General features: G+C 72.1%; 12 protein-coding genes. 7 read left to right on the plus strand and 5 right to left on the minus strand.

The genetic code is table 11. The annotated features are described in order from the left end of the window. Positions 1–39 precede the first annotated feature (39 nt). The 5 genes from dpgD to ACFWGZ_RS29505 form a co-directional block, all read right to left on the minus strand. Entirely contained in the window at positions 40–837 is a 798-nt protein-coding gene (gene dpgD / locus ACFWGZ_RS29485; protein ID WP_382454841.1) for an enoyl-CoA-hydratase DpgD, read from the minus strand. Between the two features lie 3 nt (positions 838–840). Beyond that, positions 841–1548 carry a class I SAM-dependent methyltransferase gene (locus ACFWGZ_RS29490; RefSeq protein ID WP_382454842.1) on the minus strand — a complete coding sequence of 236 codons (708 nt, stop codon included), beginning with the start codon at positions 1546–1548 and terminating at the stop codon, positions 841–843. An 18-nt stretch (positions 1549–1566) separates the two neighbouring features. Beyond that, positions 1567–2991: a class I SAM-dependent methyltransferase gene (locus ACFWGZ_RS29495; protein WP_382454843.1), complete on the minus strand. Its 1425-nt coding sequence runs from the start codon at positions 2989–2991 to the stop codon at positions 1567–1569. A gap of 19 nt (positions 2992–3010) precedes the next feature. Next, complete coding sequence (locus ACFWGZ_RS29500; RefSeq protein WP_382454844.1) at positions 3011–4456, minus strand: FAD-binding oxidoreductase; 1446 nt, start codon at positions 4454–4456, stop codon at positions 3011–3013. Positions 4457–4716: 260 nt separating this feature from the next. After that, positions 4717–5568 carry an SDR family NAD(P)-dependent oxidoreductase gene (locus ACFWGZ_RS29505; RefSeq protein WP_382454845.1) on the minus strand — a complete coding sequence of 284 codons (852 nt, stop codon included), beginning with the start codon at positions 5566–5568 and terminating at the stop codon, positions 4717–4719. Positions 5569–5849: 281 nt separating this feature from the next. On the opposite strand from ACFWGZ_RS29505, the gene ACFWGZ_RS29510 reads away from it, so the two are divergent. The 7 genes from ACFWGZ_RS29510 (at position 5850) to ACFWGZ_RS29540 (ending at position 16724) form a co-directional block, all read left to right on the plus strand. Further along, positions 5850–7091 (plus strand): activator-dependent family glycosyltransferase, encoded by a 1242-nt coding sequence (locus tag ACFWGZ_RS29510; protein ID WP_382454846.1) that lies wholly within the window; start codon positions 5850–5852, stop codon positions 7089–7091. A 32-nt stretch (positions 7092–7123) separates the two neighbouring features. Further along, positions 7124–8437 (plus strand): NDP-hexose 2,3-dehydratase family protein, encoded by a 1314-nt coding sequence (locus tag ACFWGZ_RS29515; protein ID WP_382454847.1) that lies wholly within the window; start codon positions 7124–7126, stop codon positions 8435–8437. Then, a complete protein-coding gene (locus tag ACFWGZ_RS29520) occupies positions 8434–9438 on the plus strand; it encodes a Gfo/Idh/MocA family protein (protein WP_382454848.1) in 1005 nt (334 codons plus the stop codon). Before ACFWGZ_RS29515 ends, ACFWGZ_RS29520 begins: the two co-directional genes overlap by 4 nt. Then, positions 9435–10805 carry a lipopolysaccharide biosynthesis protein RfbH gene (gene rfbH, locus ACFWGZ_RS29525; protein ID WP_382454849.1) on the plus strand — a complete coding sequence of 457 codons (1371 nt, stop codon included), beginning with the start codon at positions 9435–9437 and terminating at the stop codon, positions 10803–10805. Before ACFWGZ_RS29520 ends, rfbH begins: the two co-directional genes overlap by 4 nt. A gap of 1 nt (position 10806) precedes the next feature. After that, positions 10807–12015 (plus strand): aminotransferase class I/II-fold pyridoxal phosphate-dependent enzyme, encoded by a 1209-nt coding sequence (locus tag ACFWGZ_RS29530; protein ID WP_382454850.1) that lies wholly within the window; start codon positions 10807–10809, stop codon positions 12013–12015. A gap of 101 nt (positions 12016–12116) precedes the next feature. Next, a complete protein-coding gene (locus ACFWGZ_RS29535) occupies positions 12117–12983 on the plus strand; it encodes an SDR family NAD(P)-dependent oxidoreductase (protein ID WP_382454851.1) in 867 nt (288 codons plus the stop codon). A gap of 945 nt (positions 12984–13928) precedes the next feature. After that, complete coding sequence (locus ACFWGZ_RS29540; protein WP_382454852.1) at positions 13929–16724, plus strand: AAA family ATPase; 2796 nt, start codon at positions 13929–13931, stop codon at positions 16722–16724. The last annotated feature ends 60 nt before the right edge of the window (positions 16725–16784 follow it).

The following is a 16784-nucleotide window of genomic DNA, read 5'->3' on the forward strand; positions in this document are numbered from 1 at the left end:
GGTCTGCCCGGGAGCAGACCGGCCTCCGCACCGAAAGACCTACTCGCCCTTCCACACCGGTTCGCGCTTCTCGGCGAACGCGCGGGGTCCCTCGACCGCGTCCCGGCTGTGCCGCCGCAGCTCCTCCCAGCGGTAGGACTCCGTGAACGCCTCCGGCAGCGGCAGGTCCACCGACCGCAGCGCCGCCTCCTTGATGGCGCGCACCGCCAGCGGGGCGCAGCGCAGGAGGTCGGCGACCCAGCCCTCGACGCACGCGTCGAGCTCGCCGGCGGGCACGACGTCGTTGACCAGCCCCAGTTCCAGCGCCCGCGACGCGGTGAAGCGCCGGCCCGTCAGCAGGTAGCCGAGCGCGAGCCGGTGGGGTGCCTGGCGCATGAACCGGAACACCCCGCCCGCGCCCGCCACCAGACCGAGCCGCGCCTCCGGGAGGCCGAACTCGGCGTGGTCGGCGGCCACGACGACGTCGCACGCGAGCGCCAGTTCGAGACCGCCGCCGAGCGCGTACCCGTTGACCCTGGCCACGACCGGCTTGGCGAGGCCGAACCGCTCGGTCAGTCGCGGCCAGCCGGGCTGGCCGCGACTGCCGAAGGTCGTCACCCGCGGCCGTTCGCCGTCGAGGGCGGCCCGTTCCTTCAGGTCCTGCCCGACGGAGAACGACCGGGGCCCGGCGCCCGTGAGCACGGCGACCCACAGGTCGTCGTCGGCCTCGAAGTCGTCCCACACCTCGGCCAGCTCCGCGTGGGTGCGCAGGTCCATCGCGTTCAGGACCTCGGGGCGGTCGAGCGTGACGCGGGCGACCCGGCCGTCCTTCTCGTAGCGCACCCGCGGGCCGGCCACCGGTCAGCCGGTGTGGGTGGCGAGGAAGACCTGGCGGTCGGCGTAGGCGTTCGGGAGGTAGCGCGGCTTGCAGCCCGCCGCCTCGAACGCGCCCTCGTACTCGGCGCGCGAGAACAGCCGCAGCGACTGGACGTCGGTGAAGTGCCGCACGCCCGTCTCGTCGCCGACGAGGTAGTTCATCTCCACGTGGCTGCGGCCGTCCCTGGTCGTCCAGCGGCCCATCCTGGTCACCGTGCGCGACGGCGCGCGGAACGTGGCGTCGACCAGGTGGCCGCCGTCCCAGTCCTCGCGGAACACCCACGGCTCCACGATCATCACGCCGCCGGGTGCCAGGTGCGCGGCCATGGTGCGCACGGCCGCGTGCAGGTCGTCCAGGCCGTTGATGTAGGCCACCGACGCGTACATGCACGTGACGACGTCGAACTTCGCGCCGAGGTCGAACGAGCGCATGTCGGCCTGCGACAGCGCGACGCCGGGCAGCTTCGCCCGCGCGACCCGCAGCATCGGCTCGGCGAGGTCCGTGCCGGTGACGGTGAAGTGCTCGCGCAGGTACGTCAGGTGCTCCCCGGTGCCGCAGGCGACGTCGAGCAACGTCGTGGCGCCGGGCGCGTTCTCCACCGCCAGCTCGCGGATCCTCGTCGCGAGCAGGGAGTAGTCCATGTGACAGCGGTAGACGTCGTCGTACACGTCGGCGAACTTCTCGTCGTACACGGGTGACCCCCGGTTCTCTCAGTCGCGGACGGCGGTGAGCAGCAGGAACGTGCCGGGGGTCGTGCGCTGCCGCACGGTCAGGCCCGCGCCGGCGAGCCAGCCCTCCAGCTCCGCGGGGTCGAAGGTGGTCAGGGTCAGCTGCTTCTGGAAGTGCGCGTACACCGGGTCGTCCGAGGTGCGGTAGGTCATCAGCGTGAACGTGCCGCCTGGCCGCAGCACGCGGCCCATCTCCGCGACCGCCTTCGCCGGGTCGGGCAGGGCCTGGAGCATGTTCCAGCTGTTGACCGCGCCCACGGAGGCGTCGGCGAACGGCAGGTTCAGCGCGTCGCTGCCCACCCGGACCACGTCCGGCATCGAGTGCCGCACCAGGCCGAGCATCGTCGGCGAGCGGTCCAGCGCGATGACCCGCTCCGAGCCGAACTCCCGTGCCAGCACGGCGGTCCAGCGTCCGGGGCCGCAGCCGACGTCGAGCACCGGACCGTCCACTGGGGACACGTTGGCCGCCAGGAAGGCGTCCTCGTCCGCTGGGGTGAGCACGTTGTCCCAGTTCGACCCGGACAGCCGCAGCACCGGCGGGCGCAGCCTGCGCTCGTAGCGGGTGAAGGCCGCCTGGAACATCGCCTCGCTCGGCCCGGTCGAGTCGGAGCCGAACTGCAGCAGACCGTCGGTCTCGGAGTAGAGCGTGCCGCAGCCGGTGCAGGACGCGCCGCCGTCGGCCTCGGTCAGCGCCGAGAGGCAGGCGGGGCAGCGGAACGCCTCGGCGAACCTGGTCCACCGGGCCGGTCCGGCGTCCGCGGGGGCGGACGGCGCGCTCGGGGGCACGACCTCGGGCTCCTCGCCGTCGGGCGTGAGACCGCTTTCGGCGTCCCACAGGGCCTTGGCGCCCGCGTAGGCGTGCAGCGTGCCGGTGTCCTCGCGCCAGGCCGCGGTCACGACGTCGGTGGGCAGCGACCGCGCCCACTCGGCGTCCTTCGCGGCCTGCTCCGGGGTGAGCGACCAGGCGAGCGGCGACGGCCAGACCCGGCCGATCACCGGGGCCGCGGGGTCGAGCGCGTCCAGGGAGCGGTCGAGCCTGCTGGCCTCGTCGGGGCTGATGTCCGCGCCGCGGAAGGCGTCGAGCACGCGCTCGCGCTGCGCGGGGAAGTGCCCGAGCAGGTACAGCAACGCGGTCAGCAGCGGCCGTTGCGCGTCCGCGACCATCTCCAGCGGGCCGTCGAGCCGCTTCGTCAGCGCCTCCAGGACGGCCGGGTCCTCGGTGTCGGCGAGCAGGCCCAGCGCCACCACGAGGTGCGGCCGGCGCTGCGGCGGCGCGGTGGGCAGGGCGTCGGCCAGCGCCGGGATCACCTCGTCGGCGCGGCCGGGGGTGAGGTCGGCGACCAGGTCGCGGAACGCGCCCCGCACCTCGGCGGAGTCAGCGCGCAGCAACGCGTCGAGCTTGTCCACGGTGGAAATCTCCTCGGGGTCAGGAGCCGATGGCCTGGGGGAAGCGGAAGAAGCCGTCGGGGTCGACGGACTTCTTCACCTCGGCCAGGCGCGGGTGGTTGTCGCCGTAGTAGGCCCACTGCCAGTTCTGCAGGTCCGGGTCGGGCGAGTTGACGTAGCAGTGGCCGTTGGAGTGCGGGTCGACGGTGTCGAAGCCGCGGTCGACCCACGCGCGGGCGGCGGCCTCGTCCTCGTCGGTGCCCGGCGCCTGTTCGCCGCTGAGGGTGAACTTGGCGAGGTAGGCGGTGTCGCGGTGCGCGTAGGCCGTCGCGTCGGAGGCGACCTCGTTGACCGCGCCGCCGAGTCCGGTGTAGGCGAAGTAGCGCAGCTGGCCCGCGCGCCGCTCGCCGTCGAACACCTCCAGCGCGTCGGCGACGGTCTGGCGGGCGAACGGCGTGGACACCAGCCGGTGCCGCTCGCGCAGGAAGGCCTGCCGCGGCAGCACGGCCTCGGGGTTGTCACCGGTGCGGCGGCGTTGCCGCCGCGACATCCCCTCGGTCTCGTAGAACTGGGCCATCGCCGCGTGGTACGGGCGGTCGTCGTGCACCTGCTGCATCGCGGGTTCCAGGCCGGCGACGGAGAACAGCTCCCCGAGGGCGGCCTCGGCCTGCGCGCGTGCGCCGAGGTACGTGCCGATCATCAGCACCACCGGGGTGGCCGACGGGTCGGCGTCCTGCAGGAACACGCCCGTCTCCGCGCCCAGCTCGCGCGGTGCGGCCGCGAGCCAGTGCGGCCAGGTCTCCAGCAGGTCCAGCGCCTGGTCCCACTGCCACATGACGGTGAAGCCGGTCATCCGCTCCGTGGTGAACGGGCGCACCGCGAAGTCGGTGACGATGCCGAAGTTGCCACCGCCGCCACCGCGCAGCGCCCAGAACAGGTCGGGCTCCTCCTCGGCCGAGCAGTCGACCACCCTGCCGTCGGCGAGCACGACCCTGGCGGAGACCATCCGGTCGCTCGCGACGCCGTGCTTGCGGGCCTGGAAGCCGATGCCGCCGCCGGACAGGTAGCCGCCCGCGCACACCGTCGGGCAGATGCCGGTGGCCACCGCCACGCCGTGGGGTTCGAGCGACTCGAGCACGTCGACGGACTGCGCGCCCGGTCCCACGTGGACCACGTCCCCGCGCACGGCGACGTGGTCCAGCGCGGACAGGTCGACGACCAGGCCCTCGGTGGTCGACCACCCGGCGAACGAGTGGCGGCCGCTGCGCGGCACCAGGTGCACGTCGTGGGCGCGCGCGAACTCCAGGCACGCGACGACGTCGTCCTCGGTCTCGCAGCGGGCGACGGCACCGGGCCGCACCGAGTCGAACTCGGCGAGCTGCAACTGCCGGGCCGAGTCGTAGTCCTCGGCGCCGGGCAGCACCAGCCCGCCGCTCAGCCGCGAGGCCAGCGCCTCCCAGCGCACGGCTCGGCCACCAGTTCCCATGTGCGCTCGTCCTCCTGCTCGAAACCCCGGGAGCGAAATTGCACGCCGGATCGGAAATGAAATCGACCGACGAACAAGACCGCACCCGGTAATATCCCGGGTGCGGATTCCACGAATCGAACGCGGGACATCACCCGCGGTTCACCGGAAACGCTACCCGCCCCATTCCGGCAGTCAACCCCTACCGGGCACAACGGAATCACCCACTCGCATCAGCGCTTTTCCGCAGTTCCCAGGGGTCCGCTAGGGGTGGATCGAGGTCAGCGGCGGGCGACCAGGTCCTCGGTGACCGCCACCAGACGGGCGGCATTGTCCTTGTCGAACGCCTTCTGCGTGAGGTCCACCGGCTTGCCGCGGTCGTCCACCGTGAGCCGCTGCGCGGGCGGGTGGTCGATCCACCCCAGGATCGGCGCGACGGCCTCGTCGACGGTCTTCGCGGCGAGCTTGCCGAACACCTTCACCACGGCGCGCAGCGGCTGCTTGAACTGGTCGAGCGCGCCGGTGGCGGTGAAGCCGGGGTGGTAGAGCACGTACTTGGCCTTGCTGCTGGGGTTCTCGCCGAACGCGACGGCGAGCAGGTCGTTGGCGCGGCCGGCCTGCAGCTGGGCGCGCATGGTGCCGTACTTGCCGGTCAGCTGGAGGTCGTCCCACACGACCTCGCCCGCCTTGTTGCCGGGACCGGCGACGTTGACGATGACCGGGTCGGCCGCGGCGTCGAACTGCGCGGACAGGCCGTGACCGAGCAGGTAGCGGCTCAGGTAGTACAGGGAGAAGGTGGCCTCGAGCCCCTCCGGCGACTCCGCGCGGCTGAAGTTCTGCCGGTTGGCGGTGAGCACGAGCGCGTCCACGGCGGTGTGCGCGGCCTTGATCCGGTCGACCACCTCCTGCACGGCCTTGGTGGAGGACAGGTCGGCGCGCAGGAACGTGAAACGGCCGGCCGCGCCCAGCCGCTCCGCCTCGGCCACCAGCGCGGCTCCCTTCTCCGGACTCCTGCCCACCACCACGACGGTGTCGCCGGCGCGCAGGCGGGCCAGCGCCGTGGCCCTGCCCATCCCGTCGGTGCCGCCCGCCACGACGACGGTTTTGGCAGAAGTGTTCTGCTGGTCCTGCATGGATGCTCCCAACAAAGACATTCAACGACTGCGGAGAACTCTAGTGCTCACCCCAGGACGAAGAAGCCGCGATCGCCCCCACCCCTGACCGCACCCCGAGCCAAAAGAATGAATAGGGGTTCGTTCGGACAATGCGAGTAGGGGGTTGACGACAATCTCGCGGAATAAATAGCTTGCAACCGGGCAGCAGGCTGCGGGCCGCACCCGGATCGATGGTTGCCGCACGTCGAACGCCTGCGCCACCGAAACACCCCTCCCGAGCGACGACGGGAAAGTCACCCATGCGCGTTCTGTTCGCCACAGTGCCGGAGAAGTCCCACCTGTTCAACCTGGTGCCGCTGGCGTGGGCCCTGCGCACCGCCGGGCACGAGGTGCGGGTCGCGGGTCAGCCGGGCGTGGTCGACTCGATCGTCTCGGCGGGGCTCACCGCCGTGCCGCTGTCGGCCGACCACGACTGGCACCGGCTGATCGAGGAGTTCAGCCGGTCCTCGAGCCTGGGGCTGCTGACCGGTTTCGACCCGTTCACCGCCCCCGCCGAGGACTACTCCCCCGAGTTCTTCGCGGACTACCACAAGATCATGGTCCCGACGTTCGCCGCGTTCAACGACGCGCTGGTGGACGACCTGGTGGAGTTCGCCCGGCAGTGGCGGCCGGACCTGGTGGTGTGGGACGCGATCACGTTCGCGGGCTCGGTGGCCGCGCGCGCCGTCGGTGCCGCGCACGCCAGGGTGATCTGGGGCAGCGACGAGCTCCCCCGGATGCGCCGGGGCTTCCTCGACGCGGGCGGGGACGACGACCAGGTCGCCGCGTGGCTCGAACCGATCGCGCGCAAGCACGGCGTGGAGTTCGACGAGGAGCTGCTGACGGCGCAGCTGTCGATCCAGCAGATCCCCGCGGCGATGCGCACGCCCAACGACCACGTGCCGAGCACCGGCATGGCGTTCGTCCCCTACAACGGTCCCGCCACCGTGCCGGACTGGCTGCGCGTGCCCGCGGAGCGCCCCAGGGTGTGCGTCACGCTGGGCACCACGATGGAACGCCTCGGCGTGGAGTTCATGTCGATGGGCGACCTGCTCGAGGCCGTGGCCGGTCTCGACGTGGAGGTCGTCGTGACGATGTCCGCCGAGCAGCGCGCCGCGCTGACCTCGTTGCCGGGCAACGTGCGCGCCGTCGAGTTCGTGCCGCTGCACGTCCTGCTGCCGACGTGCTCGGCGATCGTGCACCACTGCGGCAGCGGCACCTACACCACGGCGCTGGCCTCCGGCGTGCCGCAGCTCGCCATGCCGCAGCGCGGGTTCAGCGAGTCCGTGCTGATCTCGCGGCGCATGCGGGACATGGGCGTCGCGCTGTACGAGGTCGCCACCGACGCCACCGCGGAGGGAGTGCGCGACAAGCTCTCCCGGCTGCTCACCGAACCGTCGTTCGCGCACGCCGCCGGCCGCGTGCGCGACGGGATGCGCGCCGACCCGACACCGGCCGAGGTCGTGACGGCGCTCGAACAGCTCGCGGGCCGCGGGCGCTGACCCCGCCGGCCCCACCCCTCCGGAGGATTGCCATGCAACTGGACACGACCTCGCGGCCGGCCGCCGCCGGACCGCTCTCCACGGCGGAGTTCTGGGACTGGCTGGCCGTGCGCGCCGCGAGCACGAAGTTCACGGTGGACCGGATCGCGCTCGACGAGCTGGACGAGTGGTCCACCGACCCCGCCACCGGCGACATCGGCCACCGGTCGGGGCGGTTCTTCACCGTGCAGGGCCTGCACGTCAAGACCGAGCGCGGCCCGGTCTCCGAGTGGACCCAGCCGATCATCAACCAGCCCGAGGTGGGCATCCTCGGCATCCTGGTCAAGCGGTTTGACGGGGTGCTGCACTGCCTGATGCAGGCCAAGGTGGAGCCGGGCAACATCAACGTCCTGCAGCTGTCCCCGACCGTGCAGGCCACCCGCAGCAACTACACGCGCGCCCACCGCGGCAGCGCCGTGCGGTACCTGGAGTACTTCACCAAACCCCGCGCGGGCAACATCGTCGTCGACGTGCTGCAGTCCGAGCACGGGTCGTGGTTCCTGCGCAAGCGCAACCGGAACATGGTCGTCGAGGTGACCGGCGACGTCGAGGTGTCCGACGACTTCTGCTGGCTCAGCCTGCACCAGCTCGGCGAGCTGATGCAGTCGGACAACCTGGTCAACATGGACGCGCGCACCGTGCTGTCCTGCCTGCCCCTGGTTCCCGCGGGCGGCGGCGACCCGGCGACGCAGAGCTGGTTCACCGAGGTGTGCGCGATGCACGACGTGCGCACCGAACAGGTCGCGCTGGCCGACCTGGAGGGCTGGGAACGCCACCCCGACGAGATCCGGCACGCCGAGGGCCTGCACTTCAAGGTGATCGCCGTGCGGGTGAGCGCCAACAGCCGCGAGGTGTCGGGCTGGACCCAGCCGATGTTCCAGCCGTGCGGCCGCGGTGTGGTGGCGTTCCTGGTGAAGCGGATCGACGGGGTGCTCAACGTGCTCGCGCACGCCCGAGCGGAACCGGGGTTCGTCGACGTCGTGGAGATCGGCCCGACGGTGCAGTTCCAGCCGTCGAGCTACCCCGGCGGCTGGCACCCGCCGTTCGCCGGGCACGTGCTGGACGCGCCGCCGGAGCGGATCCTGTTCGACCGGGTGCACTCCGAGGAGGGCGGCCGGTTCTACCACGCGGAGAACCGCTACCTGGTGGTCGAGCTGGGCGCCGACGAGGACCCCGGCCCGCTGCCGGAGGACTACCGGTGGCTGACCGTGCGCGAGCTCGGCAACCTGGTCGCGCACCGCAACTACATGAACGTGCAGGCGCGGACGCTCGTCAGCGTGCTGCACCTGACGCTCGGCCTGGCGTGAGGACCGTGACCGCCGCGCTGCGGTTCGGGGTCCTGGGCTGCGCGGAGATCGCCTGGCGGCGCACCCTCCCGTCGCTCGTGTCCTGCGAGGACGCCCGGCTGGTCGTCGTGGCGAGCCGCGACGCCGACAAGGCCGCCCGGTTCGCGAGCCGCTTCGGCTGCGAGGCCGCCCACGGCTACGAGTCCGTGCTGGAGCGCGACGACGTCGACGCGGTCTACCTGCCGCTGCCGACCGGCCTGCACCGCGAGTGGTGCGCGAAGGCGTTGCGGGCGGGCAAGCACGTGCTGGTCGAGAAACCGGTGGCGGTGGACCACCAGGAGGCCCTGGAGCTCGCGACGCTGGCCGAACGGCACGGCGTGGCGCTGCTGGAGAACCGCGGGTTCGCCCACCACACGCAGCACGACGCGGTGCGCAAGCTGGTCGCCGACGGGGTGATCGGCGAGCTGCGCGGGTTCACGAGCACCATGGGCATCCCTCCCCCGCCGCGCCACGACGTGCGGCACCGCGCCGACCTGGGCGGCGGCGCGCTGCTCGACGTCGGCTACTACCCGGTGTCCGCGGCCCAGCTCTTCGTGCACCAGGACCTCCGAGTGCTGGGCGCCCACCTGGTGCGCGACGACGAGACCGGGGTGGACGTGTCCGGGGAGGCGCTGCTGGTCTCCCCCAACGGCGTGCCGGCGCACCTGTCGTTCGGGATGCGGCACGCCTACCGGACCCACTACGAGCTCTGGGGCAGCAAGGGCCGGATCGTGCTGGAACGCCCGTTCAGCGCGCCGGACCACTGGCAGCCGGTCGTGCGGCTGGAGCGGCAGGACCGCTCCGAGCAGCTCACCCTGCCGCCGTGCGCGCAGTTCACCGCCCTGTTCCGGGCCTTCGCGACCGCGGTGCGCTCCGATCCCGCGCACCGCGCCGCGCACCTCGACCCGAGCGTCCGTGCCGCGGCCCTGCTGACGGCCATCCGCGACCACTCCACCAGCACCGGCACGGGAGACCTGCGATGACCACCACCGACGAGGCAACCCAGAACGAGACCGGCCAGCCCGGCCCCGCACCCACCGCCGACGCGGCGTCGACCAAGGCGGCCGTCCTGGAACTGGTGCGGCGCTACGACCGGCAGACCGCGCCACCACCGGAGTTCCGGCCCGGCATCACCCCGGTGCTGCCCTCGGGCGCGGTCCTCGACGAGGAGGACCGCGCCGCGCTGGTCGAGGCGGCGCTGGAGATGCGCATTGCCGCCGGGGTGTCGTCGCGCAAGTTCGAGCGGCTCTTCGCCCGCGCCCTGCACCTGCGCAAGGCGCACCTGACCAACTCGGGCTCCTCGGCGAACCTGCTGGCGCTGGGCGCGTTGTGCTCACCGCTGCTGGAGGGCGAGCAGCTGCAGCCGGGCGACGAGGTGATCACCGTCGCGGCGGGCTTCCCCACCACGGTCAACCCGATCGTGCAGAACGGCATGACCCCGGTGTTCGTCGACATCGAGCTGGGCACCTACAACACCACGCCGGAACGCGTGGAGGCCGCGATCGGGCCGCGCACCAGGGCGATCATGATCGCGCACGCGCTGGGCAACCCCTACCAGGCGGAGGAGATCGCCCAGCTGGCCGCCGAACGCGGGCTGTACCTCGTGGAGGACAACTGCGACGCGGTCGGCTCGCGCTACCGCGGCAGGCTGACCGGCGGGTTCGGCGACCTGAGCACCGTGAGCTTCTACCCGGCGCACCACATCACCACGGGCGAGGGCGGCTGCGTCCTCACCGACAACCTCGCGCTCGCGCGGATCGTCGAGTCGCTGCGCGACTGGGGCCGGGACTGCTGGTGCGAGCCGGGCGAGAACGACACGTGCCACAAGCGGTTCGCCTACCAGATGGGCGACCTGCCGCGCGGCTACGACCACAAGTACATCTTCTCCCAGGTGGGCTACAACCTGAAGACGACCGACCTGCAGGCGGCGCTGGCGCTGAGCCAGCTGCCGAAGCTGGACGCGTTCGGCAAGGCCCGGCAGCACAACTGGCAGCGGATGCGCGACGGCCTGGACGGCGTGCCGCACCTGCTGCTGCCGACGGCGACCCCGGACAGCGAGCCCAGCTGGTTCGGCTTCGCGATGACCATCGCCGCGGACGCCCCGTTCACCCGGCCGGAGATCATCCGGCACCTGGAGGACCGGCGGATCGGCACGCGGCTGCTGTTCGCGGGCAACCTCACCCGGCACCCGGCGTACCTCGGCAGGCCCAACCGGATCTCGGGCGAGCTGACCAACAGCGACGTGGTCACCGAGCGGACGTTCTGGGTCGGGGTCTACCCCGGCATCACCGACGAGATGACCGACTACGTGGTGGACACGATCCGCCGCTTCGCGACGGGGGTGAGGTGACGTGGCGGCACAGCAGGGCGAGCCGGTGCTCGCGATCCTGGGCGGCACGCCGCGGTTCCCCGAGCCGTTGCACGTCGGCCGGCCGAACGTGGCCGCGCCCGACGTGGTGCTGGAGCGCATCCGGGGTGCGCTCGACCGCAAGTGGCTCACCGCGTTCGGCCCGCTGGTCAAGGAGTTCGAGCAGCGGCTGGCCGAGACCGCGGGGGTGCGGCACTGCATCGCCACCTGCAACGCCTCGATCGCGCTGCAGGTGCTGTTCCGCGCCGCCGGCCTGACCGGTGAGGTGGTCATGCCGTCGTTCACGTTCATCGCCACCGCCCACACCCTCATGTGGGAGGGCATCACACCGGTGTTCGCCGACATCGACGAGCGCACCGGCAACATCGACGTCGAGCACGCGCGGCGCCTCATCACCGAGCGGACGTCCGCCGTGGTGGGCGTGCACCTGTGGGGCCACCCCGCCCCGGTCGACGAGCTGACCGCGCTGGCCGAGGAGCACGGCCTGCCCCTGTTCTTCGACAGCGCCCACGCGATCGGCTCGCTGCACAAGGGCAAGCCGGTGGGCGGCTTCGGCACGGCGGAGGTCTTCTCCTTCCACGCCACCAAGTTCATCAACGCCTTCGAGGGCGGCGCGGTGCTCACCGACGACGACGAGCTGGCCGAGCGCGTCCGCAAGGTGCACAACTACGGCCGCGGCGAGGGCGAGGACATCCGGCACCTGGGCACCAACGCCAAGATGACCGAGGTGTGCGCGGCGATGGGACTCACGTCGCTCGAGCACATGGCGGAGCTGATCGCGGTCAACCGCGCCAACCACGACCGCTACCGCGACGGACTCGCCGGGGTGCCCGGCGTGACGCTGCGCGAGCCGGAGCCGTTCGACGACACCAACCACCAGTACGTGGTGATCGAGGTGGACCGCGATCGGGCGGGCATCGGCCGCGACGACGTGGCGGCGGCGCTGGAACGGGAGAACGTCCTGGTGCGCACCCACTTCCACCCCGGCTGCCACCGCACCCGGCCCTACGTCGACGACCCCGCCCGGCACGCTCCCCTGCCGCTGCCGCGCACGGAGGCGCTGGGGGAACGGGTGATCTCGCTGCCCACCGGCACGGGCGTCGGCCAGGGGCAGATCGACGAGCTGTGCGCCGTGATCGGGCAGATCGTGCGGCAGGGCGGCGAGGTCCGGCGCGCCCGCGCCGGGACTTGAGCCGTCCCGGCACACCCCGAGATCCGCGCGGACCGAGCTGAGGTCCGCGCGGATCGCGTTTGAGGCGAGGAAATCCCACCCGCGTGAAGGAGTTCTGACCGGTGGAGCGGTTCGTCGTCACGGGAGGCACCGACGGTGTGGGGCGGGCGGTCGTCCTGCACGCGCTCGGCCGGGGGCACTCCGTGCTCGCCGTCGGCAGCACCGAGGACAAGGGCCGCGCGCTGCTCGACGCCGCCGCGGTGGCCGGTGCCGCGGACCGGCTCCGGTTCCTGCGGGCCGACCTGCGGTCGCTCGCGGAGAACGACCGCGTGCTGCACGAGGTCGCCGCGCACTTCCCCGTGGTCGACACGCTCGTCCTGGGCGCGCAGCGGTACCGCACGCGGTGGCGGGAGACCGTCGACGGCGTCGAGGAGAACTTCGCGCTCACCTACCTGAGCAGGTTCGTGCTCGCCCACGGGCTGGCCGGGCCGATGGCGGGGTCGGCGCGGCCGCTGGTCGTGAACCTGTGCGGCACCGGCACGCCGGTCGGCCGGATGCACTGGGACGACCTGCAGCTGCGGGCGAGCCGCAGCGGCTGGAAGGCCCTCATGCAGGCCGGCCGGGCCACAGACCTGCTCGGCGTGGAGTTCGCCCGGCGGGCGCCGCGGGGTGCCGCGAGGTTCGTGCTGTTCAACCCCGACGGGATCCGGACCGGGGTGCAGAAGGGCCTGGAGTGGCCCTGGGGGCCGCTGGCGCACGCGATGACCACGCTGTTCGGCAAGTCGATGGAGGCGGGCCTGCCGCCGCTGCTGGACCTGCTCGACAGCCCTCCCGAGGCCGCGCTGAGCGCCTTCCGCGGCTCCCGGCCGGTGGACATGAGCGCCCGCTCGCTGGCCCGGTCCTACTCGGCCGAGGACGCGGCCCGGCTGCACGAGGCCACCGTGGCCCTTCTCGACGGGCTGGGCCGAAGGGGTCTCGCACCCGCCTGACCGCCGTTCGCACATCACCGGCGGAATTGTCCAAAACCGGGAAAACAACGGCCCTGCGCATTCTTCGTGTCACGCGACTGCACACCACCCGAACTGCCAGCGCGCGGCACAGCCGATTCTCTTCGATCATTCACACCAGCCTGTTCCGACGGGGATTTTCCGGCACGGAGCACGGCATCGCCTGCCCGAACCCGAATGCCGCGCGAGCGGGTCGCGACCGCACGGCGACTAGGGAGTTCCCGGCGAAGCGGACATCCATCTGATGCCATGCGATGTGGAATCTTGTGGAGATCCACGCCCGAAACGTCCCTTGACTGCCCGTTCGGGCAGCCGGAATCTCGATCTTCGGCACCTTCTCCAACTCGCCGAAGGCGGTGACGGGCCGCCGGGCCGCCCGTTCCCCGCCCGGCAATGTCGATCGCCGGGCGACCGGACGGACAGGCCGGGCCCGCGAAGCACCGAAAGCATTCCGGCCGCGCCACCGATACCAGTGGGTACCGGAAAAATAGCCGATGAATCACGGGTGTTACATCAAAGATCGATTGACCGCTCAAGCAGGTTCCGCATCCGGCACAAGCAGGTCGCGCCGCCGGACCGGTCCTTACGGCCAATTGAAACAAGTCTTCGTGGACACCCTCGCAAGGCCACTGCTAGGCTCGTTGTCACATCACAAATTCATAAATGCGCGTGCCGGGCTCAACGACGTGACCGGTCAGATCAGTCGACCGTCCTCGGAGATGACACCCGGTAGTCCTGCCACCGCGATCGGACCCGTTCCCGGCACTCCGCCTGCCGCACCCGGCACCGCGCCGCGGGCAGCTCCGGTTACCGGCACCTCGCTCCCGAGCCGATCCGGCCGGCGGTGGCGCCGGGTGTGCTCCCGTGCGCTCTGCCGGCCGATCCAGCGCAACCCAGCACGTGGGCACATCGTGAAGGGGGAGTTAATTGATCGAGCGTGACGACGAGATGGACCTCCTGCGGGAAACACTTTCCCGTGCGGCGGAAGGGAAGGGCGGGGTCGCGGTCATCAGCGGTCCCGTGGCGACGGGCAAGACCGAGCTGCTCAACGCCTTCGCCGAGCACGCGACCGACTCGGGAGCCATGGTGCTCGGCGCCGCGTGCTCGCAGGCCGAGGCCTCGATGCCCTTCGGGGCCATCGCGCAGGCGTTCCAGCACGCCCCCATCGCGCCGGAGCACCTGCAGGGCATGTCCAACCTGATCAACCAGGAGGACTGCCTGAACGTGCTGGGCGACAGCTCCACGCCCACCACGGACGTGCTCGACCAGGTGTACCCGTCGGTCATGAACTACCTGTGGCGCGCGCTGCTCGACCTGAGCGAGCAGCGGCCCGTGGTGATCGTCGTCGACGACGTCGACCAGGCCGACCGGTTCTCGTTGCAGGGGCTGTCCTTCATCGCCCGGCGGCTGCGCAGCGCGCGCGTCGTCGTGGTACTGGCCGCGCAGACCGGGACCAGGAGGACGGACCCGTTCCTGCAGAGCGAGGTGCTCAGACAACCGCTGTGGCAGCAGATCCGGCTCGGCCCGCTGTCCGAGGACGGCGTGGCCGGGGTGCTGGAGAGCCGGTTCGGCGCGGACACAGCGAGGCGGGTCGCGCCGGAGTGGTTCTCGATCACCCGGGGCAACCCGCTGCTCGTGCGGGCGCTGCTCGAGGACGACGCGCCGGGAGGGCACCCCGTGCCCGGCGAGTCGTTCGCCGAGGCGATGAGCGCCTGCCTGCACCGCTGCGACCCGGACCTGGCGGACCTGGCGGTGGTCGTCGCGGTCCTGGGCGAGCAGGCCACGACGGAGCTCGTCGCGGACCTGGTGGGCACGCCGCACGAGGCGGTCGCGCCCAAGATCAGGGCGCTCAACGCCGTGGGCGTGCTGGCGGACGGCCGGTTCACCCACGCCGTCGGCTGCGCCGCGATGCTCGACCCGCTCGACCCGGCCAAGCGCACGGACCTGCACCTGCGGGCCGCGGAGAAGCTCTTCTACGCGGGCACCGGCCCGACCGCGGTGGCCGAGCTGCTCCTCGCCGCGGGCGAGCAGCTGCCGGAGTGGAGCACGACGCTGCTGCAGGAGGCGGGCGACCGGGCGCTGCTCGACGACGAGGTGGAGAAGGCCGTCAAGTACCTCGAGCTGGCCTACCGGACGGCCACCAGCCGCCGGGACCAGGTCGTGGTGCTGAACCTGCTGATCTCGGCGCACTGGCGCACCGACCCGCTGGGCTGCACGCGCTACGTCGACCGGATGCTGGAGGCGACGAGGGACGGTTTCGTCGACGGCAACGTGTCGCTGGTGGTGAAGCTCCTGCTCGGGCTCGGCCGGTACGCCGACACCGAGATGCTGCTGGAGCGGGTCGCCACGCAGGGGCGCGAGGTGCCGCTGAAGATGCGGGTGGAGCGCCGGTTCCTGCGGCTGATGCTGGCCTACCACACGCCCGGCCTGCTCAGCCGGGTCCGGCCCGAGCTGCTCGGCGGCGACCGCGACGCCGACGAGCTGGCGGTCGAGGTGACCATGTCGCCCCGGATGCAGGCCATCCGGGTGCTCGAGGTGGCGCTGGCGGGCGGCAACCCGGACGAGGCCGTGGAGCACGCCGAGCACGTGCTGCAGGGCTGCCGGCTCGGCGACGGCACCGCGGACATGCTGTTCACGATGCTCGCGGTGCTGGTGGACCTCGACCGCGGTGCGGCGGCGCTGCCGTGGTGCGAGTCCATGATGGCCGAGGCCGAGGCCAGGAAGGCCTGGGCGTGGCTCGCGATCCTGCTCAGCGTGCGCGCCGATCTCGCGCTGCAGGCCGCGGACTTCACGGCCGCCGCCGAGTACGCGCAGCGGGCGCTGACAACGTTGCCGCCGGAGAACTGGGGGCTGCTCGTGGGCAAGCCCCTGGCGACGCTGCTGCAGGCCAACACGGCGCTCGGCCGGCTCGGCGACGCGGCGGCGCTGCTCAAGCAGCCCGTGCCGGAGCTGACCTTCCAGACGACGTTCGGCCTGCAGTACTGGCTCGCCAAGGGCCAGTACTACCTGTCGACGAACCGGCTGCACGCGGCGCTGGTCACCTTCCAGGCGTGCGGCGAGCTGTCGACGGAGTGGGACGTGGACGTCGTCGCGTGGCGCGGCGGGACGGCGGAGGTGCTGATGCGCACCGGCAAGGCCGACCAGGCGCGGACGTTGCTGCGCGAGCAGCTCTCCCGCGTCCACCGGGGCAACGCCCGCGTGCGCGGGGTGTCCCTGCGGCTGCTCGCCAGGACCGTCGACCTGGTGGAACGGCCGCGGCTGCTCAAGGAGGCCATCGAGCAGCTGCAGAACTGCGGGGCGCTGCTCGACCAGGCGCACGCGCTGGCGGACCTGAGCATCGTCCTGCAACGGCTGGGCGACTCCGACCGGTCCCGGATCGCGGTGCGCCGGGCGTGGCTGCTCGCCAAGAAGTGCAACGCGAACCTGCCGGGCGAACGCCGGCCCGCTCCGCCGGAGGACGAGCTGCGCCACCCGGTCGCGGCCGACCCCGCCGGCGACTCGTCGACGACGCTCAGCGACGCGGAGCAGCGGGTGGCCGCGCTGGCCGCGCGCGGCGCCAAGAACCAGGACATCGCCGCCAAGCTGTCGATCACCGTGAGCACGGTGGAACAACACCTGACCCGTGTCTACCGCAAGCTCAAGGTGAGCCGGCGCACCGACCTGCCCGGTGCGCTGGACCTGCTCGCCGTCGACAGCGCGCTGAGCGCCGTCGGCTCGTACTGAAAGCCGCTGCTCCTGCCCCCCTCGGCCACGCCCTCGGCGACCGCGAACGACCACACGGGG

This window comes from Lentzea sp. NPDC060358 (assembly GCF_042725365.1).
Taxonomy (GTDB): Bacteria; Actinomycetota; Actinomycetes; order Mycobacteriales; family Pseudonocardiaceae; genus Lentzea.